Source organism: Achromobacter ruhlandii (assembly GCF_902859695.1).
Taxonomy (GTDB): domain Bacteria; phylum Pseudomonadota; class Gammaproteobacteria; order Burkholderiales; family Burkholderiaceae_B; genus Achromobacter; species Achromobacter ruhlandii.
The window spans coordinates 112,656-131,608 of the sequence record NZ_CADIJL010000007.1 but is presented as its reverse complement, the minus strand read 5'-3'; the positions used below and the strand labels follow the sequence as shown (position 1 = coordinate 131,608).

The window sequence follows — 18,953 nt, the reverse complement described above, 5'->3', positions numbered from 1 at the left end:
CGAGCCGCCGCGCTTGGGGCTTACCAGTTCGGGCAAGCCTCTCTGGCGCGACATCTCGTTTTCAGAGTGACGCCTTTTCAGGATAGGGCCGATCACTGCAACAAGGTGCTGTCCAAAAGTTTCAAGGCGCAACGCGCCAACCCGATCGCGCAGGCATGAAAAACGCGCCCGGTAAGGGCGCGCACGGGAAAACAGGGCCGGACGCCAGGGTCCTCGCACCCGCGATAGCCGGCCCGAGCGGGATCGGGACGGCGTAACAAGGCTTAACGGTGTTTGAAGTCCGGTTTGCGCTTTTCGGTGAAGGCGGCCATGCCTTCCTTCTGGTCCTCGGTGGCGAACAGCGAATGGAAGACGCGGCGCTCGAACAGCAGGCCTTCGTTGAGCGAACCTTCGAAGGCGCGGTTGACGCATTCCTTGGCCATCATGACCGAGGGCAGCGACATCGACGCGACCACGGTGGCGGCCTCCAGGGCTTCGTCCATCAGTTTGTCGGCCGGCACCACGCGCGACACCAGGCCGGCGCGCTCGGCTTCCTCGGCGCCCATCATGCGGGCGGTCAGGGCCATGTCCATGGCCTTGGCCTTGCCCACCGCACGCGGCAGGCGCTGGGTGCCGCCGGCGCCGGGAATGACGCCTAGCTTGATCTCGGGCTGGCCGAACTTGGCCGTGTCGGCGGCGATGATGATGTCGCACATCATGGCCAGTTCGCAGCCGCCGCCGAGCGCGTAGCCGGCGACCGCGGCGATCACGGGCTTGCGGATGCGCTTGAGGGTTTCCCAGTTGCGGGTGATGTATTCGCTGCCGTACACATCCATGTACGACCAGTCTTTCATGGCGCCGATGTCGGCGCCCGCGGCAAAGGCCTTTTCGCTGCCGGTGATGACGACCGCGCCGATGTCCGCATCCGCCTCGAAAGCCAGCAGCGCCGCCCCGAGTTCGTTCATCAGTTGATCGTTGAGCGCGTTGAGCGCCTTGGGGCGGTTCAGCGTCAGCAGACCGACGCGGCCGCGGGTTTCGACCAGCACAAACGACTCGCTCATTACCTGTCTCCAGAGGATGGGATGAAATAAGATATACGCATGGAAAAAACCGATGCTTTCCCCATACTTTACCGCCTCGCGCCCCACGACCCCGCGGGGCACCGCTACCGGATAACCCTAACCATCCAGGCGCCCTCGCCGGACGGCCAGCGCCTGTCGCTGCCGGCCTGGATTCCGGGCAGCTACCTGATCCGCGATTTTTCGCGCCAAATCGAGTCGCTGACGGCCCATTGCGGCAACCGCCGCGTGGCTGTCGACAAAATAGACAACCACACCTGGCAGGCCGCGCCCTGCGACGGCCCGCTGCGGGTCGAGTACACGGTTTACGCCTGGGACCTGTCGGTGCGCGGCGCGCACCTGGACGAAACGCACGGTTTCTTCAACGGCACCAGCGTGTTCCTGCGCGTGCATGGGCAGGACCACCTGCCCTGCCTGGTGGACCTGGCGCCGCCGCGCGGCATCGACGGCTGGAAGGTCTACACCAGCCTGCCCGAGGCCCGCGGCCACAAGGGCGCGGCGCGCCGCCACGGCTTCGGCCTGTACCTGGCGCCGGACTACGACGCGCTGATCGATCATCCCGTTGAAATGGGCACGCCGCAGGTGGCGAGCTTCACGGCGCATGGCGCCGAGCACGAACTGGTGTTCACGGGCGTGGCGCCCAACCTGGACCTGGCCCGCATCACCGACGACGTGCGCAGGATCTGCGAAACCCAGATCGCCTTTTTCGAACCGCGCGGCAAGCGCGCGCCCTTCCTGGACAGCAGCGATCGCTATGTCTTCATGACCATGGTGACGGGCGACGGCTACGGCGGCCTGGAGCACCGCGCCAGCACGGCGCTGATGACGGCGCGCAAGGACCTGCCGGTGCTGGGCCAGCAGGGCCAGGGCGAAGGCTATCGCGGCTTTCTTGGGTTGGTCAGCCACGAGTATTTCCACACCTGGAACGTCAAGCGCATCAAGCCGCAGGCGTTCGTTCCCTACGACCTGGCGCAGCCGGACCTGACGCGGCTGTTGTGGGTGTTCGAGGGGTTCACGTCCTACTACGACGATCTGCTGCTGCTGCGCTCCAACGTCATCACGCAGAACGATTACCTGCGCCTGCTGGCCAAGACCATCACCAGCGTGGCGCGCACGCCGGGGCGGCACAAGCAGTCGGTGGCGGAAAGTTCGTTCGACGCGTGGACGCGCTATTACAAGCAGGACGAGAATTCGCCCAATGCGCTGGTGAGTTATTACACCAAGGGCGCGCTGGTGGCGCTGGGGCTGGATCTGCTGATCCGCCAGGAGTCTGCGGGCGCGCATTCGCTGGATGATGTGATGCGCCTGCTGTGGCAGCGGTACGGGCGCGACTTCTATCGCGGCAAGGCGCAGGGGCTGCCGGAAGACGGGCTGCCGGCGCTGATCAAGGAGGCGACCGGGGTGGATGCGCGGCGCTTCATCGCGCGGCATGCGCATGGGACGGCGGATGTGCCGCTGGCCGAGCTGCTGGCCGCTCAAGGCATCAAGCTGCAATGGAAAGCCTCGGTCAATATTCCTTCGCTGGATGTGCGCACGCGCAAGCAGGGAGATTCACTGGTGCTGGCGACGGTGCTGGAGGGCGGCGCCGGGCACAGGGGCGGGCTGTCGGCCGGGGATGTGCTGGTGGCGATCGATGGCTTGAAGGTCGAAGGGGCCGCGGGCGTCGAAGTGTTGCTGGGGCAGTATCGGGTGGGGGATCGCGTGAGCGTGCATGTGTTCAGGCGGGATGAGTTGCGGGTGTTTCAGGTTCGTTTGAATGGGCCTGAGGCGCTGGATTGTGTGTTGTCGGTTGGGTGAGTATTTTTTTAGGGCCTTCTTCTTGATTGGAAGGCCCTTGTTGCATTGGGGCGGTGGGGTTCTTTAGGCGCGTGTGGCGGGGCAGGCTGTTTGCTTGGCTTTTTTTGCCGTCTAGGTGTGGGGTGGGGAGGGTCTTGCGGGGCCCGCCGCAAAGCGGCCGCGCGGGCGGCCTTTTGCGGCTTACGTTGTGTCTTGCGTCGCGATGAGGGCGCTGTCGCGTATGCGGGGATTTGCGTCTTGCGCGAGCGTTTTCTCGGGTATGTGGGGCTTTGGGGGGCTGTCTCGCTTGCGCCTACAGTGACTTTTTCCGGTTGCACACGGTGGGCGCGAAGCGCCCTGCCGGGTCAGTTCAACTTCGCGCCGGAGACTTCGACGGCTTGTTTCCAGGTGTCGAGTTCCTTGTTGATGTGGTCGGCGAAGGCGGCGGGGGTGGAGCCTACGGTTTCGTAGCCGTAGCTGTTCAGTTGGGCCTTCAGGTCGGGAGTGTTGATGGCGGCGGCGATGGCGGTGCTGAGGGTGTCGAGGATGGCGGGTGGCGTGTTGGCGGGGGCCAGGATGCCGTACCAGCCGTTGATGACGAAGCCGGGGACGGCTTCGGCGACGGTGGGGACGTTGGGCAGCAGGGGGGAGCGATGTTCGCCGGTGACGGCCAGGGCCTTGAGCTTGCCGGACTGCACTTGGGGGAGCGAGGTGGAGATGCTGTCGAACATCAGGGAGACCTCGCCGCCCAGCAGGGCGACGACGGCGGGGCCGCTGCCTTTGTAGGGGACGTGCAGCATGTCGGCGCCGGTGCGGTGCTTGAAGATCTCGGCGGCCAGGTGGCTGGTGTTGCCGTTGCCGGCGGAGGCGAAGCTGAGCTTGCCGGGATGCTGTCTGGCGTAGGCGATGAGTTCCGGGATGCTATTGGCGGGGGTGGACAGCGGGGCCGAGACCAGCATGGGCAGGGTCGCGACCAGCGAGACTGGGGCAAAATCGCTGCGGGTGTCGTAGGGCAGCGAGGGGTAGAGGCTGGGGTTGATGGCGTGGGCGGCCAGCACCATCAGCAGGGTATAGCCATCGGGCTTGGCACGCGCCAGCTGCGACGAGGCGATGGCGCCGCCGGCGCCGGGCTTGTATTCCAGCACCACCGGCTGGTTCCACTTCTTCTGCAGGGCCGCGCCGAGCGGGCGGGCCAGCATGTCGGCGCTGCCGCCGGGCGGGTACGGGATCAGCAGCGTGATGGGCTTGTCGGGGTAGGCGCCGGGAGGTGCGGCATCCGCCGGTTGTGCGTGCACGGTGGTCGACGCGGCGAACAACAGGCTGGCAGTTGCCAGGACGGCAAGGACAGGACGGTGCATGGTGGACTCCGGAATGGCTCGGCTAGGGCGGGGAATGCTGGCGGCATCCAACGCGACAACACGCTGCGCGGAGGAACGATGCGGCAACGCCCCGGCGATGGCCGCCACGATCGAGACATGGACGGCTTGTCTCAGCCGCGCACATAACGCGGCGCACCAGCGCCGTCCAGGGCGATAACCCAGGGCGCGTCGGGAAATCGCAAAGGCGCTTCAGTGGCGGCCTGCAGGTCGTCGGCGCTGATGCCTTGCAGCATGGCGTGCACGCGCAGGCCGTCGGGCGTAACGTCGATCACGGCCAGGTCGGTGTAGATGCGTGTGACGACGCCAGCGCCCGTCAGCGGGTAGCGGCACTGGCGCAGGATCTTGGGCGCGCCGTCGCGGCCGCGGTGTTCCATCATGGCCAGCACCTGGCGCGCGCCCACGGCCAGGTCCATGGCGCCACCAACGGCGGGAATGGCGTCGGCGGCGTCGGTCTTCCAGTTGGCCAGGTCGCCGCGTTCCGAGACCTGGAAGGCGCCGAGCACGGCGTAGTCGAGATGGCCACCACGCATCATGGCGAACGACACGGTGTGCTCGGTGATGGAGGCGCCCGGCAGCAGCGTGATGGGCTGGCGGCTGGCGTTGATGAGGTCCGGATCGATGGCGTCTCCAGCCGCCGCGGGCCCCATGCCGGTGATGCCGTTCTCGCTGTGCAAGAGGATGTCCTTGTCGGGCGGCAGGTAGTCGCCCACCAGGGTCGGCATGCCGATGCCGAGGTTGACGACCGAGCCGTCGGGAATATCGCCGGCCAGCAGTTGCGCGACCTGCTGGCGGGTCATGGGGGTGATCGTCGGCATGTCAGGTCTCCACCCGCACCACGGTTTTCACGAACAGGCCGGGCGTCATGACGTGCTCGGGCGTGAAGGCGCCCAGCGGCACGACCTCGTCGACCTGGGCGATGGCGTGGCCGGCGGCCATGCACATCACGGGATTGAAATTGCGCGCGGCGTGGCGGTACATCAGGTTGCCCCAGCGATCGCCCTGGTGCGCGCGGATCAGCGCGTAGTCGCCGCGCAGCGGCTGCTCCAGCACGTAGCCTACGCCGTCGATCACTTCCTGGCGGCGGCCCTGCGCCAGCTCGGTGCCGTAGCCGGTGGGCGTGTAGAACGGCCCCAGGCCGGCGCCGGCCGCGCGCAGGCGCTCGGCCAGGGTGCCTTGCGGCACGCATTCCAGTTCCACCTCGCCGGCGTGGAAGGCGCGGGCGAAGGCCTCGGAATTGGGCGGGCGCGGATGCGAGCAGATGATCTTGCGCACCTGCCGCCGGTTGAGCAGCGCGGCGATGCCGCGATCATGGGTGCCGGCGTTGTTGGCGATGAGAGTCAGGTCGCGCCGGCCCAGCTCGGCCAGGCAGTGCAGCAGTTCGTACGGCACGCCGGCCTCGCCGAAGCCGCCCACCAGCACGCTGGCGCCGTCGGGAATGACGGCCACGGCGTCCCTCATGCAAGCCTGAATCTTGTCGATCACTTATTGCTCCTGCGCGATGCCCGCGGCGTCCACGATCTGTTTCCAGCGCGTGCGTTCCTGGTCGATGAAGGCGGCGAACTCGGCTGGCGTGTTGCCGCCGGCCTGCCCGCCCATGGCGCGAAAGCGCTCGGCGATGTCGGGGCTGCGCACCACGTCGCGGGTGGCGGCATAAAGCGTGTCGACGACGGTGCCAGGGGTGCCGGCCGGCGCCACCAGGCCGAACCAGGCGGTGACCACCATGTCGGGCACGCCGGCCTCGGCCATCGTCGGCACGTCGGGCAGTTCCGCCAGGCGCCGCGCGCTGGTGACGGCCAGCGCGCGCAGCTTGCCCGACTGGATGTAGGGCATGGAGCTGGGCAGGTTGTCGATCATGAAGGTGAACTGCTGGCCCAGCAGCGCCGCCACCGCCGGGCCCGCGCCCTTGTAGGGCACGTGCGTGCCGCCGATGCCGGCGCGCTGCTTGAACAGCTCGGCCGACAGGTGCGGCGACTGGCCGCTGCCCGAACTGCCGAACGACACCTTGCCCGGGTCCTTGCGAGCCAGCGCCAGCAGGTCGGCCACGCTGCGCGCGGGCGAGGCCTCGTTGACCACCAGCACGTTGGGCACGGAAATCACCAGCGTCACCGGCGCGAAGTCGGCCGGCTTGTAGGGCAGCGTCTTGTAGAGCGCGTAGTTGATGGCGTTGGGGCCGATGTTGCCCATCAGCACCGTGTAGCCGTCAGGCTTGGCGCGCGCCAGAGTCTGCGCGCCGATGATGCCGGCGGCGCCGGCGCGGTTCTCCACGATGACCTGCTGGCCGAGTTTCGCGGCCAGCTTGTCGGCGATCAGGCGCGCCGCGATGTCGGTGGTGCCGCCGGGCGACGCCGGCACGATGAGGGTGATGGGCCGTTCGGGCCACGCCGCCAGGGCGGGGCCCGCCATGGCGAGCGACAGCGCGCTGGCGGCCAGCCAGCGTTGCGGGTGCGGCATGCTTGTCTCCCTGCGCGATCCTGGTGCGAATCAACTTGTGCGGGAAAGTGTGGCCGCGATGCCGCGAAATGCCTATTCCGGAATCTGGAGGAGCGGCTTCGCCTGCGCAAAAGAGCGCGCGTCTCAGCGCGGCGGGCGCGCCGCGATCTGCGCCGCCGTGCGCAGGAACGCCTGCAGCGCGCGGTTGCCGTCGTCGCGCCGCGTGACTGCGTAGACCGTGCCGCTGCCGACCGCGGCCGGCAGCGCGCACACCGCGATGCGCGCGCCGAAATGGCCGCACGCCGAGGCCGGCACCAGGGCCACGCCCAGCCCGGCCGCCACCAGCGCCAGCTGCGCCGGCACTTCGGCCACGCGCTGCGCCACCGACTGCGCCAGGCCGGCGCGGGCGCAGGTATCGGCCAGCTCGCGGGCGAAGGCCGAGGTCTCGGTGCGCAGCATCACGAACGCGTCCTGCCTGAGGTCGGCCAGCGCCAGGCGCTTGCGCCCGGCCAGACGGTGCCCGGGCGGCAGGGCAGCGACCACCGGATCGGGCCACAGCGCCAGCGATTGCAGTTCGTCGTCGTCCACGGCGGTGCGCGAGATGCTGACGTCGATCCGGTGGCCGCGCACCGCGTCCAACTGCGCGGCGGGATTCATTTCATTGAGCAGCACCGACACCTGCGGGTGGGTCTGCGCATGGCGCGCGATCAGCGCCGGCACCGGCCCCAGGAAGTGCGAGCCGGACAGGCCAATCTCGACCCGCCCCGCCCTGCCCTGGTCGACGGCGCGCGCCCGCACCGTGGCGTCCTTCAGGCCCGCGAGCGTGGCGCGCACGTCGTTCAGGAACGCGGCGCCGGCCTCGGTCAGCGTCACCCGCCGGTTGGTGCGGTCGAACAGCCTGACCTCCAGCTCGCGCTCGAGCTGGGCGATCTGCAGGCTCAGCGGCGGCTGCGAAATGTGCAGCCGGGCGGCGGCGCGGGTGAAGTTGAGTTCTTCGGCCAGCACGGCGAAATAACGGAGTTGGCGGATTTCCATGGCGGCCAATGATTTGCGAAAGATATGAAACCAGACAAAAACTATATTGGAAACTATCGTTCGCGGCGAGCAGAATCGGCTTCTCGCGCCCTCCCGGGCGCTGACAACGCTTATCGGAGACCCGCCATGACCCCGTCGCCCCGCGTCCTGCGCATCGGCCAGATCGTTCCCAGTTCCAACACCACCATGGAAACGGAGATCCCCGCCATGCTGCGCCGGCGCGAGACCATCGCGCCCGAGCGCTTCACCTTCCATTCCAGCCGCATGCGCATGAAGCAGGTGACGGCGGCCGAGCTGGCCTCGATGGATCGCGAGTCCGACCGCTGCGCGCAGGAACTGTCGGACGCGCGCGTCGACGTGCTGGGCTACGCCTGCCTGGTGGCCATCATGGCGCAGGGCCTGGGCTACCACCGCGCCTCGCAGGAACGGCTGCACCAGGCCACCGTGGACAACGGCGCGCCCGCGCCCATCGTCTCCAGCGCCGGCGCGCTGGTCGAGGGCCTGCACGCCATCGGCGCGCGCAAGGTCGCGATCCTGACGCCCTACATGAAGCCGCTGACCAAGCTGGTGGTGGACTACATCGAGCACGAAGGCATCGAAGTGCACGACAGCCTGTCGCTGGAGATCGCCGACAACCTGAAGGTGGGCGCGCAGGACCCGATGGCGCCCGCCAGCCATGTCGCGCGCCTGGACACGCGCGGCGTCGACGCCGTGGTGCTGTCGGCCTGCGTGCAGATGCCGTCGCTGGCGTCGATCCAGCCGGTGCAGGACCGCCTGGGCCTGCCGGTGGTGACCGCCGCCGCGGCCACGGTCTATCGCATGCTCAAGGTGCTGGACCTGGAGACGCGCGTGCCCGACGCCGGCGAACTGCTGACCGGCAAGTACTGAGCGGCGCGGCCTGCCCCCTGCGCAGCGGGCAAGGAAACGGCTTTCGGATGCGGGATCAGGGCTTGCGCTTTTTTGCCGGCGACACAGCCTGTCGAATGGCGGGCGCGTGGGCGCGCAACGTGTCCCACAAGCGCGTCATGACCGGTCCCTGCGGCCGGTCGGCGCGGCGCGCGGCCGCCAGCGTCTCGGTGCTGCCCGGCAGGTGACGATTGGCCAGCGACCGCAGCCGGCCATCGCGCAACTCGTCTTCCACCAGGAAGCGCGGCATGTGGCCCCAGCCCAGCCCCTGCAGGATGATCTCCTTCTTCATCAGTTGGTCGGCCACGGTGCACTGACGCGCCCCCGCCACCATGAAGTAATCGCGCGCCGGCGTGTGGCGGGCGGTGTCGCGCATGACGCATTGGGTGTAGTCGCGCAGGTGCTCGGGCCGCGGGGCGCGCGGCGACGCCGCCAGATACCCTGGCGCGGCCACCGGCACGAACGGCACGCTGCCCAGTTCCAGCCATTCGACGCGCGCATCGCCCGGCTCCACGCGGTGCAGGATCAGGTCGGCATCGCCGTCCAGCAGCCGTTCCCACGGCCCGGTCACGGCCTCGAAGTGCAGGTTCAGGCGGGTGGCCGGCCACTGCGCGAAGAACTGGCCCAGCAGCCCCAGCAGCAGCGGACGCGGACAGAAGTCGCCAATCACCACGTTCAACTCGCTTTCCTGGCCCATCGCCAGCTGTTCGGCGTGGGCGCGCAGGCCGGCCAGTTCGCGCAGCAGGGCCTGCGCGCGCAGATGGAACGACTGGCCCGCGGCGGTGAGCCGCACCCGGTAGCCGCTGCGGTCCAGCAGCGCCAGGTCCAATTGGCGTTCCAGTTTGGCCACGGCGGCGAATACCGCCGGGTGCGAGCGGTGCAGGGTCTCGGCGGCGGCCTGGAAGCCGCCGGCCCGCACCACCGCGTCAAAGCACTGCAGGTCGTGCAGGGTGAACTCGCTCATGTCAGGTTTTCCTACAGTGACTGTGCGATCTTTGTAATTTCTTTCAGGCCGGGCGGCAACTACGATGTCTTCAACGACTACCCCGTTGCCCGGCCCGGCAGATGAGCGCGACATCCGCTCCAGGCCTCGCATCTCCTTCATGAACAGGACGCTCATCATGCCTGCCGACACGACTTTCATCACCACGGGCGACGGCGCCCGCATCGCCTACCGCTGGGACGGCGATGCCGGCCTGCCGCTGCTGGCCTTGTCCAACTCCATCGGCACCACGCTGCACATGTGGGACGACCTGGTGCCGGCGCTGGCGCGGCATTTCCGCGTGCTGCGCTTCGATACCCGCGGACATGGCAATTCCAGCGTGCCTGCCGGCGCCTACTCGCTGGACCGGCTCGGCCGCGACGTGCTGGAGCTGTTCGATGCGCTGGAAGTGACGCGCGCCCACTTCCTCGGCCTGTCGCTGGGCGGCATCATCGGGCAATGGCTGGGCGTGCATGCGCCCGAGCGCATCGACCGCCTGATCCTGGCCAACACCTCGCCCTATCTCGGCCCCGCGCCGCAGTGGGATGAACGCATCGCCACCACGCTGCGGGCGCCGGACATGACACAGGCCGCCGAGACGTTCCTGGCGAACTGGTTCCCGGCGTCGATGCTGCGCGCCGGCGGGCCGGTCATCGACACCTTACGCGACATGCTGCTGAACACCGATCCGCAAGGCCTGGCGGGCGCGTTCGCCGCGGTGCGCGACGCCGACCTGCGCCGCACCATCGCGCTGATTCCGCGGCCGACGCTGGTGATCGCGGGCCGCGACGACACCGTCACGGCCGCCAGCCATGGCGAACAGATCGCCGCGACCGTGCCGGGCGCGCAGTGGCTGCTGCTGGAGGCGGTGCACCTGTCCAACATCGAGCGGCCGGATGAATTCCGCGACGCGGTGCTGGGATTCCTGCTGGCGCGCTGAGGCCCGGGCGCGTCGCCCGATGCCGGCCGTTTGCAGGGTCGGACATTCGGCGACGCGATGGCGGCGTCGACGGGCGTGATGTCAGCGGCGCCGCACAACGGCCCCGGCGTTATTCCCCGGCGCGCTCCCAACGCCGCTGGATCGCCTTGGCGGCCACCACGCCGTCCGCCATCGACGTGACCACGCAGGGATGCATGCGATGGGCCACCTCGCCGATGGCATAGATGTCCGGCACGCTGGTCTCGGCGGTGGCGAAATCGGTGCGGATGTAGCCACGCTCATCGCGCGCCAGTTGCAGGCCGTCGGCGAACGCGGCCTGCGGCTCCCAGCCGTAGAACACCAGGATCAGGTCGTAGCGCTGGCCGTCGACGCTGCGGGTGGCCGGATCGACCTGGTACGGGCCGATGCGCACGCCTTCCTTGCCGGCGCGCAGCACCCACTGCTGCTGGGCCCGCACGCTGCGGGCGTACAGGTGCACGGCGCGGGCGCCGCGGTTGCGCACATAGACGTAGTTCTCGAAGGCGTTGTCGCCGCCCCCCAGCACCGCCACCGACAGGCCGGAGTAATCCTGCGCCACGATCGGCGAACCCGGCCCGATCAGCACCCCCGGCCACTGAGAACCCGGCGGATGTTCCGGAAAGCCCTTGGCGCGCACGCCCGAGGCGATCACCAGGGTGCGGCCGCGCGCCAGCGATATGTCCCCCTTGGCGTCGGAAAGGGTCGCCTCGATGCCGCCCTTGCAGGGCCGCACCGCCGTCACCCGGGTGTCCAGGCGCAGCGGAACGCCGGCGGCGCGCACGCTGGTATCGATATTGGCGGCTACCTGCTGGCCGGTCATGCCGGGCAGCACCGCGATCCAGTCGTCGGCGAAGGGGTTGTCCACGGCCAGCCCGCCCAGGCGGCCGCTGGCCTCGACCAGCAACGGCGCCAGGCCCAGCCGGGCCAGCCAGAGGGCGCAGGAGGCGCCGGCCGGGCCGCCGCCTACAATGACCGCATCGTGCATCTGTTGCATTTCATCCCTTGTTTGCCGTCGCCGCCCCCACGCGGGCGTCCGGCCATGGCCGAATTGTAGCCAGCGCGCCGGCCCGGTTCGGCGCCGCCTTACAATTCCGGGATTCCACCCAGGTTTTCATCATGCCCACTCGCCGCATCATCCTATCCGGGCTCGCGCTCGACGCCCGCATCGGCATCCTCGAACATGAACGCCGCGCCACCCAGCCGCTGCACGTCGACGCCGAGTTCGACGTCGATATCCAGCGCTCGGTCGACGATCACGATATCCACAGCGTGCTGGACTATCGCCGCCTGCGCGAGGCCATCGTCGAGGAGTGCACCCAGGCGCACGTGAACCTGATCGAAACCCTGGTGGAACAAGTCGCCGCGCGCCTGTTGGCCGACTTCCATGAAATCCGCTCGCTGCGCCTGCGCATCAGCAAGCCCATGGCCTTCTCCGACTGTGCGGCGGTGGGCGTGGAAATCCAGATCTCGCGTTGACCATGAACGATATCGCCTCCCCCGACATCCGCGCCGTGGCGGACTCTCCCGACGCGGCGGCGCCGACCCGCGCCGTCTCCGTGGCCGGCCCCGACGACAAGAAGGCCCGCCACGAAGGCAACAAGCTCACCAAGCGCCTGGCGCGCGAGACCACCCGCGCCCTCTCCGACTACAACATGATCGAGGCGGGCGACCGCGTCATGGTGTGCCTGTCGGGCGGCAAGGACTCCTACGCCATGCTGGACATCCTGCTCCAGCTGCAAAAGCGCGCGCCGTTCCGGTTCGAACTGATCGCGGTCAACCTGGACCAGAAGCAGCCCGGCTTTCCGGCCGACATCCTGCCGCGCTACCTGACCGAACTGGGCGTGCCGTTCCACATCGAGACGCAGGATACCTATTCCATCGTCACGCGCGTGCTCGAAGAGGGCAAGACGATGTGCTCGCTCTGTTCGCGCCTGCGCCGCGGCATCCTGTACCGCGTGGCCTCGGAACTTGGCGCCACCAAGATCGCGCTCGGCCACCACCGCGACGACATCCTGGGCACGTTCTTCCTGAACCTGTTCTACGGCGGCAAGGCCAAGGGCATGCCGCCCAAGCTGGTGTCCGACGATGGCCGCCACACCGTCATCCGCCCGCTCGCCTACGTGCCGGAAACCGACCTGATCGCCTACGCCGAACTCAAGCAGTTCCCGATCATTCCGTGCAACCTGTGCGGCTCCCAGGAAAACCTGAAGCGCAAGGAAGTCGGCCGCATGATCAAGGAGTGGGACAAGCAGCACCCGGGCCGCTCGTGGAACGTCTTCAACGCGCTGTCGCGCGTGGTGCCGTCGCACCTGATGGACCGCGACCTGTTCGACTTCGTCGGCCTCAAGCCGACCGGCGTGCCGGACGCCAACGGCGACACCGCCTTCGACGCGGTCGATCCGTCGGATGAGGCGGACGAAGCCTGTGGCGATACGCCCGCCACGTCCGACGCGGCTGGCATCGTCGAAAAGAAAGTGGTGTTCACCCGCAATTGAACACCCCCGTCCGCGCCCGGCGCGGACAGCAAAAGGCCCCGATCTTCCGACCCGCGAGGGACGAAGCGCCGGGGCCTTTTCATCGCCGAGCCGCCTCAAGATGAAAGGCGCCCCCCTCGGGGGGGCAGCAAGCCGAAGGCGCGGCGTGGGGGGCCCTTTCATCGCCGAGCCGCCTCAAGATGAAAACGCCCCCCTCGGGGGGCAGCAAGCCGAAGGCGCGGCGTGGGGGGCCCTTTCATCGCCGAGCCGCCTCAAGATGAAAACGCCCCCCCTCGGGGGGGCAGCAAAGCCGAAGGCGCGGCGTGGGGGTCGCCTTTCCCCTGCCGGCTCAGCCGTTCAACACCCGCACCGGCTGGCCGGCGCGCCAGGCCTTCACGGCCTCCAGCGCGTTGCGGTAGAAGGCCTCGAAGTTCTCGCGGCTGACGTAGCCCAGGTGCGGCGTCAGGATGACGTTGTCCAGGTCGCGCACGCTGTCGGTGGGCGACAAGGGCTCTTCCGGATACACATCCAGGCCGGCGCCGGCGATGCGGAATTTCACCAGCGCGTCCATCAACGCCGCCTGGTCCACCAGGCCGGCGCGCGAGGTGTTCACCAGGTAGGCCGTCGGCTTCATCGCGGCCAGCGCCGCGGCGTCGACGATGTGGCGGCTGCGATCGGACAGGATCAGGTGCAGGCTGACGACGTCGGACGTGGCGAAGAGCTCGTGCTTGTCGACCCGCGTGACGCCCGCCTCGGCGGCGCGCTCGTCGGTCAGGTTGGGGCTCCAGGCCACCACGTCCATGCCGAACGCGAGGCCCACCTTGGCCACCGCCGCGCCCAACTTGCCCAGCCCCAGCACGCCCAGGCGCTTGCCGGCCAGCGGCTCGGGCATGCCGGTCTGCCACATGCCGCGACGCATGGCGGCGTCCTCGGCGGGCAGGTGCTTGAACAGGGCCAGGATGTGGGCCCACGCCAGTTCGGCGGTGGCGGTGTTGGCGTCGGCGCTGCCAGGCGCGCCGCTGACCACGATGCCCTGCGCGGCGCAGGCCGGCATGTCGATAGCGTTGTTGCGCATGCCGGTGGTGACCAGCAGGCGCAGGTTGGGCAGCGCGCGGATGCGGTCGGCCGGGAACGGCGTGCGCTCGCGCATGGCCACGATCACGTCGAACGGTTCGAGCGTCGCCTCGACCTGGTCGTCGGGGATGAAGTTGTTGAAGATCCGCACGTCGGCGTCGCCGCCCAGGGAACCCCAGTCCGCGTAGCGTTTGGCAACGTCGTGGTAATCGTCGAGTATTGCGATTTTCAAGTCTGTCTCCGGGTGGCGTGGCGCTTGCCGCGCCAGCCGCCCGGCCGACGCGACCCGCGCCGGTCAGTTCAGTCGTGCCTTGAGCTGGTCCAGCGGCAGCGCGCCGCTGATGCGCGTGCCGTCGGCAAAGAACAAGGTGGGGGTGCCGCGCACCATCAGTTGCTTGCCCAGCGCCAGCAGCTTGTCCTCGGGCACGCTGCAATTGGCGGTGGCCGGCTTCTGGCCGCGCAGCATCCAGTCGTCCCAGGCCTTGCCCGGGTCCGGCGCGCACCAGACATCGCGCACCTTGGTGTTCGAGTCCGGCGACAGGATCGGGTACAGGAAGGTGTAGACGGTGAGGTTGTCCACGTCTTCGAGCGTCTTGCGCAACTGCTTGCAGTAGCCGCAGTTGGGGTCTTCGAAAATGGCGACCTTGCGCGAGCCGTCGCCCTTGACCTGCTTGATGGCCAGGTCCAGCGGCAACTGGTCGAACGGGATGGAGCCGAGCTTTTCCTGCGCCTCGCGGGTGACGTCGCGGCGCGTCATGGCGTCGATCAACGGCCCTTCCATGACCCAGGTCACCTTTTCATCGGTGTACAGCAGGTCCATGCCCAGCTGCACCTCGAACAGGCCGTAGGGCGTGCGGCGCACGGCGGTCACGTCCATGCCGGTGAAGCGTTGCTTGAAACGTTCCTTGACCGCGTCCGCCACGGGGTCCGCCGGCGCCACCTGGGTGGTGGAATAGCTCTTGCCGCCCTTGTCCGCCTTGCCGACCGAATTGGTGGAGACGGACTTGTCGCCGCTGGCCTGCGCCTGGGCGCCGGCCGACAGGCCCAGCCCGGCGGCCATGAAGCAGGCCGCCAGCACGGCGGAAAAACGGAAATTCATGGGGACTCCTGTATTTGTGACGTCTCGCCTTCGATGGCCGAAAGCGTAACCGATCCGGCGCCCGGCCCGGGCCGGCCTTCCGGGAATCAGACACGCCCGCCGCGGGCGGGTTCCGTCCCGGGACCGGTCCCTAATTCGTCGATGCGCCGGCGATCAGGCGCCGCTTGACCAGCGGCGCGCGCTCGACCCAGTGCATGCCGGCATTGCGCAGCCACACCAGCGGCGTGGCGCGCGAGCCGAACAGCTTGTGCAGGCCGTCGGTGGCCAGCCGCAACGCCAGCACCGGCTCGGCGCGGGCGCGCTGGTAGCGGTGCAGCACGCGCAGGTCGCCGGCCTGGCGGTAGGGTTCGCGTCCGGCCACGGTGCGAGCCAGCGCCTCGACGTCGCCCAGGCCCAGGTTCAGGCCCTGCCCGGCCAGCGGGTGAAGGCGATGCGCCGCGTCGCCGGCCAGCGCGATGCCGGGCGCCACCATCTGGGCGCGCTCCAGCGTCAGCGGGAAACCGTGCAGCGTGCTGCGCACCTTCAGGCGGCCCAGGCGGCCCTGCGCCGCGTGTTCCAGCATCGATTCGAGCCGCGCGGCCTGTTCCTCGGGCGGCAGGGCCAGCAATTCCCGGGCCTGCGCGTCGCGCATCGACCAGACCATCGACACCTGCGGGCCGTCCGCCGTGTCCGGCAGCGGCAGCAGCGCCAGCACGCCGTCGTCGCGGAACCACTGGAAGGCGGTGCCCTGGTGGGCGCGCTCGGCGTCCAGGTTCACCACCAGCCCCGTGTCGTGGTAGGACACGGCGTCGTGCTTGAGGCCGGCGGCGGTGCGCAGTGGCGAAGCGGCGCCATCGGCGCCGACGAACAATTCGGCCTGGATGCGGGCGCCGCTCTCGGTTTCCACCGTGCCAGCCTGGTAGCCGGTGCAGCGGTCTTCAAGCCAGGGGATGCCGAACATGCGCACGGCCTGGATCAGCACCCGCTCGATCTCGCCGGATTCGACGATCCAGGCCAGTTGCGGCAGGGCCGCCTGCCAGGCGTTCAGGTGTACCAGGCCATCGGCGTCGCCATGGATCTCCATGGCCTGCACCGGCGTCAGGCGGGCCGACGGCAGCGCGTCCCACACGCCCAGCTCGGCCAGGAAACGCTGGCTGGCGGGCGAAATGGCGTAGACGCGGGCGTGGTAATGGTTGGGATCGGCCGGCGGCACGCTCATGCGCGGCGCCAGCAGGGCCACGCGCTGGCCGCGGCGGGCCAGCGCCAGGGCCGAGGACAGGCCGACGATGCCGGCCCCGCAAACCACGATCTGGTGTGTCATCTTGCGCTCGGCTCCCCGGCCTGTTTCGGCCACAGCAGCCACATCTGGCCGCGCTGCTTCATGCGCCCGGCCTGCTGGCCGGCCTCGTCGCCGTAGCCCCAGTAGAAGTCGGCGCGCGCCGCGCCGCGGATGGCGGTGCCGGTGTCCTGCGCGAACACCAGGCGCTGCAACGGCCGGTCGGAGGCAGGGAAGGTGGTGGCCAGAAACACCGGCGTGCCCAGCGGCACGAAGCCGGCGTCCACCGCGATCGCGCGTTTCGGCGCCAGGTTGACGCCATAGGCGCCCTTGGGGCCGAGTTCGGGATCGATCACCGGCTCTTCGCGGAAGAACACCACCGCCGGGTTGGCGTTGAGCATCTCGGGCACGCGCTTGGGATTGCGCTGCGCCCACGCGCGGATGTTCTGCATCGAGGCCTGGTCGGCCGACAGCTCGCCGCGGTCCGCCAGCCAGCGGCCGATGGACACGTAGGGCTGGCCGTTGTGGTCGGCGTAGGCCACGCGGATGGTCTTGCCGCTGTCGGGGCCATCGGTCAGCAGCACGCGGCCCGAACCCTGCACCTGCAGGAAGAAGTTGTCGACCGGGTCGTCGACCCACACCACCACCGGCGGACGGCGGCCGGTCGACTCGATGGCCGCGCGGGTGTCATAGGGCACCACGCGCTTGCCGTCGAGCTTGCCGCGCACGCGCTTGCCAGCCAGTTCCGGATAGACCGACCCCAGGTCGATGGTCAGCAGGTCGGCCGGCACCGCGTACAGGGGCCATTGATAGTTGCCGCCCTGGCGGCGCGAACCGCGCACCAGCGGCTCGTAATAGCCGGTGACGGTATTGGTGGCCGGCTTGCCGTCGGCGGCGTTCAGGCGCCAGGGTTGCAGGTAGGTCTGCAGGAAGCGGCGCACGCCCTCGGGGTCGTTGGCGGCCGGCGCCCGCGACGGATCGGCCGCCGCGGCGCACACCGGCTGCCAGGCGCGCGGGGTGGCGCGCGCCGGCGCGGCCAGGTTGCCGCTGGTCGGGCGCATCAGCCCCTTGCAGTTGCGCAGGAACAGGGGCCAGATCTGGGCCAGATCGTCATTGGTCCAGCCCGGCATCTCGGCCCAGGTGCCGGCCTTGTACTTGCCGGCCAGCGCGCGGGGCGGCGTATCGGGCAGGGCCGACAGCGCCGGCACCACCAGCGGGCCATCGACGGCCGTGGGGCGCGCGCCAGCGCCGGGTTCGCCGGATTCGGGCGGGATCTCCGAGGGGGTGGTACATGCCGCCAGCAGGACCGACAGCACGGACAGGCTAAGAATGCGCTTCATGAGCAGATGGAAAACCGTACAACGTATGGCCGCGCCCCGCGTCAATGCAGGGTACGCGGCATGGCCAGGACGAATTCGGGAATCGGCACTTCGAACGGAATGCCGTTCTCGCCGACGCAATGGTAGGTGCCGCGCATCGTGCCGACCGGCGTGGGCAAGGGGCAGCCGCTGGTGTATTCGAAGGTCTCGCCGGGCGCCAGCAGGGGCTGCTGGCCCACGACGCCCAGCCCGCGCACTTCCTGCACGCGCTGGTTGCCATCGGTGATAATCCAGTGGCGGCTGATCACCTGGGCCGGGTGTTCCCCGGTATTGGTGATGCGCACGGTATAGGCGAACACGAATTGCTGCTCGCCGGGATCGGACTGTTCAGGCACGAAGCGCGGAGTGACAGAGACGCTCAGGTCGTAGGGTTTCACAGTCCTTTCCTGTGTGGCACGAGCAAGCTGCAATAATGGCACATTATGCCTTCACCCACCCCGAACACCATGTCTACCACCACCCGCATCACCCCCAGCATCCTGTCCGCCGACTTCGCCCGCCTGGGCGAGGAAGTGCGTGACGTGGTCGCCGCCGGCGCCGACTGGATCCATTTCGATGTGATGGACAACCACTACGTGCCCAACCTGACCATCGGCCCGATGGTCTGCGCGGCGATCCGTCCCCATGTTTCCGTGCCGATCGACGTGCACCTCATGGTCGAGCCGGTGGACGCCCTGGTGCCGATGTTCGCCAAGGCCGGCGCCAACTACATCAGCTTCCACCCGGAAGCCAGCCGCCACGTCGACCGCACCCTGTCGCTGATCCGCGAGAACGGCTGTAAGGCCGGCCTGGTGTTCAACCCCGCCACGCCCCTGTCGTACCTGGACCACGTCATGGACAAGGTCGACCTGGTGCTGATCATGTCGGTCAACCCTGGCTTCGGCGGCCAGAGCTTCATCCCCGGCGCGCTGACCAAACTGCGCGAGGCCCGCGCCCGCATCGACGCCTGGACCCAGGCCGGCGGCCACGAAATCGTGCTGCAGGTGGACGGCGGCGTGAAGATCGACAACATCGCCGAAATCCGCCGCGCCGGCGCCGACACCTTCGTGGCCGGCTCGGCCATCTTCGGCAAGCCCGACTACCCCGGCATCATCAAGTCCATGCGCGAGCAGATCGCCATCGGCGAAACCACCGCCGTCTGAGGAATA

General features: G+C 68.9%; 19 protein-coding genes. 6 read left to right on the top strand and 13 right to left on the bottom strand.

What is annotated here, in order from left to right:
• Positions 1-263: 263 nt before the first annotated feature.
• The gene (locus HV742_RS11470; protein ID WP_175145197.1) at positions 264-1,040 is read right to left on the bottom strand and encodes an enoyl-CoA hydratase; all 777 of its coding nucleotides are present in this window, start codon (positions 1,038-1,040) and stop codon (positions 264-266) included.
• A gap of 39 nt (positions 1,041-1,079) precedes the next feature.
• Here HV742_RS11470 and HV742_RS11465 point away from each other — a divergent pair, with 39 nt between their 5' ends.
• Complete coding sequence (locus tag HV742_RS11465; protein WP_175145195.1) at positions 1,080-2,855, top strand: M61 family metallopeptidase; 1,776 nt, start codon at positions 1,080-1,082, stop codon at positions 2,853-2,855.
• A gap of 344 nt (positions 2,856-3,199) precedes the next feature.
• Here the strand turns inward: HV742_RS11465 and HV742_RS11460 are convergent, their stop codons facing one another.
• The 5 genes from HV742_RS11460 to HV742_RS11440 form a co-directional block, all read right to left on the bottom strand.
• The gene (locus HV742_RS11460) at positions 3,200-4,192 is read right to left on the bottom strand and encodes a Bug family tripartite tricarboxylate transporter substrate binding protein (RefSeq protein WP_175145194.1); all 993 of its coding nucleotides are present in this window, start codon (positions 4,190-4,192) and stop codon (positions 3,200-3,202) included.
• 131 nt (positions 4,193-4,323) lie between these two features.
• Positions 4,324-5,028 (bottom strand): 3-oxoacid CoA-transferase subunit B, encoded by a 705-nt coding sequence (locus tag HV742_RS11455; protein WP_059269077.1) that lies wholly within the window; start codon positions 5,026-5,028, stop codon positions 4,324-4,326.
• A gap of 1 nt (position 5,029) precedes the next feature.
• On the bottom strand, positions 5,030-5,695 hold the full coding sequence (locus HV742_RS11450; RefSeq protein ID WP_175145192.1) for a 3-oxoacid CoA-transferase subunit A: 666 nt from the start codon (positions 5,693-5,695) through the stop codon (positions 5,030-5,032).
• Positions 5,696-6,664 carry a Bug family tripartite tricarboxylate transporter substrate binding protein gene (locus tag HV742_RS11445; RefSeq protein WP_175145190.1) on the bottom strand — a complete coding sequence of 323 codons (969 nt, stop codon included), beginning with the start codon at positions 6,662-6,664 and terminating at the stop codon, positions 5,696-5,698.
• Between the two features lie 123 nt (positions 6,665-6,787).
• Positions 6,788-7,678, bottom strand: a complete 891-nt coding sequence (locus tag HV742_RS11440) for a LysR substrate-binding domain-containing protein (protein ID WP_068980351.1) — start codon at positions 7,676-7,678, stop codon at positions 6,788-6,790.
• Between the two features lie 126 nt (positions 7,679-7,804).
• Between HV742_RS11440 and HV742_RS11435 the strand changes: the two genes are divergently transcribed.
• Positions 7,805-8,566 (top strand): maleate cis-trans isomerase family protein, encoded by a 762-nt coding sequence (locus HV742_RS11435; RefSeq protein WP_100503811.1) that lies wholly within the window; start codon positions 7,805-7,807, stop codon positions 8,564-8,566.
• Between the two features lie 55 nt (positions 8,567-8,621).
• On the opposite strand, the gene HV742_RS11430 is transcribed toward HV742_RS11435, so the two are convergent.
• A complete protein-coding gene (locus HV742_RS11430; RefSeq protein ID WP_175145189.1) occupies positions 8,622-9,548 on the bottom strand; it encodes a LysR family transcriptional regulator in 927 nt (308 codons plus the stop codon).
• 157 nt (positions 9,549-9,705) lie between these two features.
• On the opposite strand from HV742_RS11430, the gene pcaD reads away from it, so the two are divergent.
• Positions 9,706-10,506, top strand: a complete 801-nt coding sequence (pcaD, locus tag HV742_RS11425; RefSeq protein ID WP_175145253.1) for a 3-oxoadipate enol-lactonase — start codon at positions 9,706-9,708, stop codon at positions 10,504-10,506.
• Positions 10,507-10,615: 109 nt separating this feature from the next.
• On the opposite strand, the gene HV742_RS11420 is transcribed toward pcaD, so the two are convergent.
• Entirely contained in the window at positions 10,616-11,518 is a 903-nt protein-coding gene (locus tag HV742_RS11420) for an NAD(P)/FAD-dependent oxidoreductase (RefSeq protein ID WP_175145187.1), read from the bottom strand.
• Positions 11,519-11,640: 122 nt separating this feature from the next.
• Here HV742_RS11420 and folB point away from each other — a divergent pair, with 122 nt between their 5' ends.
• Both folB and ttcA read left to right on the top strand, forming a co-directional pair.
• Positions 11,641-12,000 (top strand): dihydroneopterin aldolase, encoded by a 360-nt coding sequence (folB, locus tag HV742_RS11415; protein WP_006392515.1) that lies wholly within the window; start codon positions 11,641-11,643, stop codon positions 11,998-12,000.
• 2 nt (positions 12,001-12,002) lie between these two features.
• Positions 12,003-13,019 carry a tRNA 2-thiocytidine(32) synthetase TtcA gene (ttcA, locus tag HV742_RS11410; RefSeq protein ID WP_068951393.1) on the top strand — a complete coding sequence of 339 codons (1,017 nt, stop codon included), beginning with the start codon at positions 12,003-12,005 and terminating at the stop codon, positions 13,017-13,019.
• Between the two features lie 328 nt (positions 13,020-13,347).
• Here the strand turns inward: ttcA and HV742_RS11405 are convergent, their stop codons facing one another.
• The 5 genes from HV742_RS11405 to apaG form a co-directional block, all read right to left on the bottom strand.
• Positions 13,348-14,304, bottom strand: a complete 957-nt coding sequence (locus HV742_RS11405) for a D-2-hydroxyacid dehydrogenase family protein (protein WP_175145185.1) — start codon at positions 14,302-14,304, stop codon at positions 13,348-13,350.
• A gap of 63 nt (positions 14,305-14,367) precedes the next feature.
• A complete protein-coding gene (locus tag HV742_RS11400; protein WP_049070812.1) occupies positions 14,368-15,171 on the bottom strand; it encodes a DsbC family protein in 804 nt (267 codons plus the stop codon).
• 130 nt (positions 15,172-15,301) lie between these two features.
• Positions 15,302-16,471, bottom strand: a complete 1,170-nt coding sequence (locus HV742_RS11395; RefSeq protein WP_068951391.1) for a UbiH/UbiF family hydroxylase — start codon at positions 16,469-16,471, stop codon at positions 15,302-15,304.
• Entirely contained in the window at positions 16,468-17,766 is a 1,299-nt protein-coding gene (gene mltA / locus HV742_RS11390) for a murein transglycosylase A (protein ID WP_049070809.1), read from the bottom strand. The genes HV742_RS11395 and mltA overlap by 4 nt, the downstream gene beginning before the upstream one ends.
• Before the next feature lie 41 nt (positions 17,767-17,807).
• Positions 17,808-18,182 carry a Co2+/Mg2+ efflux facilitator ApaG/CorD gene (apaG, locus tag HV742_RS11385; protein ID WP_049070807.1) on the bottom strand — a complete coding sequence of 125 codons (375 nt, stop codon included), beginning with the start codon at positions 18,180-18,182 and terminating at the stop codon, positions 17,808-17,810.
• Positions 18,183-18,227: 45 nt separating this feature from the next.
• Between apaG and rpe the strand changes: the two genes are divergently transcribed.
• Positions 18,228-18,947, top strand: coding sequence for a ribulose-phosphate 3-epimerase (gene rpe, locus HV742_RS11380; protein WP_049070804.1), 720 nt, complete (start codon positions 18,228-18,230; stop codon positions 18,945-18,947).
• The last annotated feature ends 6 nt before the right edge of the window (positions 18,948-18,953 follow it).

What these genes read in the sequence shown, in the direction of transcription:
- ttcA (WP_068951393.1), top strand. Translation starts at nt 12,003, where the DNA reads ATGAACGATATCGCCTCCCCCGACATCCGCGCCGTGGCGGACTCTCCC.
- rpe (WP_049070804.1), top strand. Translation starts at nt 18,228, where the DNA reads ATGCCTTCACCCACCCCGAACACCATGTCTACCACCACCCGCATCACC.
- folB (WP_006392515.1), top strand. Translation starts at nt 11,641, where the DNA reads ATGCCCACTCGCCGCATCATCCTATCCGGGCTCGCGCTCGACGCCCGC.
- HV742_RS11470 (WP_175145197.1), bottom strand. Translation starts at nt 1,040, where the DNA reads ATGAGCGAGTCGTTTGTGCTGGTCGAAACCCGCGGCCGCGTCGGTCTG.
- HV742_RS11435 (WP_100503811.1), top strand. Translation starts at nt 7,805, where the DNA reads ATGACCCCGTCGCCCCGCGTCCTGCGCATCGGCCAGATCGTTCCCAGT.
- HV742_RS11445 (WP_175145190.1), bottom strand. Translation starts at nt 6,664, where the DNA reads ATGCCGCACCCGCAACGCTGGCTGGCCGCCAGCGCGCTGTCGCTCGCC.
- mltA (WP_049070809.1), bottom strand. Translation starts at nt 17,766, where the DNA reads ATGAAGCGCATTCTTAGCCTGTCCGTGCTGTCGGTCCTGCTGGCGGCA.
- HV742_RS11465 (WP_175145195.1), top strand. Translation starts at nt 1,080, where the DNA reads ATGGAAAAAACCGATGCTTTCCCCATACTTTACCGCCTCGCGCCCCAC.
- HV742_RS11460 (WP_175145194.1), bottom strand. Translation starts at nt 4,192, where the DNA reads ATGCACCGTCCTGTCCTTGCCGTCCTGGCAACTGCCAGCCTGTTGTTC.
- HV742_RS11440 (WP_068980351.1), bottom strand. Translation starts at nt 7,678, where the DNA reads ATGGAAATCCGCCAACTCCGTTATTTCGCCGTGCTGGCCGAAGAACTC.
- HV742_RS11455 (WP_059269077.1), bottom strand. Translation starts at nt 5,028, where the DNA reads ATGCCGACGATCACCCCCATGACCCGCCAGCAGGTCGCGCAACTGCTG.
- pcaD (WP_175145253.1), top strand. Translation starts at nt 9,706, where the DNA reads ATGCCTGCCGACACGACTTTCATCACCACGGGCGACGGCGCCCGCATC.
- HV742_RS11420 (WP_175145187.1), bottom strand. Translation starts at nt 11,518, where the DNA reads ATGCAACAGATGCACGATGCGGTCATTGTAGGCGGCGGCCCGGCCGGC.
- HV742_RS11400 (WP_049070812.1), bottom strand. Translation starts at nt 15,171, where the DNA reads ATGAATTTCCGTTTTTCCGCCGTGCTGGCGGCCTGCTTCATGGCCGCC.
- HV742_RS11395 (WP_068951391.1), bottom strand. Translation starts at nt 16,471, where the DNA reads ATGACACACCAGATCGTGGTTTGCGGGGCCGGCATCGTCGGCCTGTCC.
- HV742_RS11430 (WP_175145189.1), bottom strand. Translation starts at nt 9,548, where the DNA reads ATGAGCGAGTTCACCCTGCACGACCTGCAGTGCTTTGACGCGGTGGTG.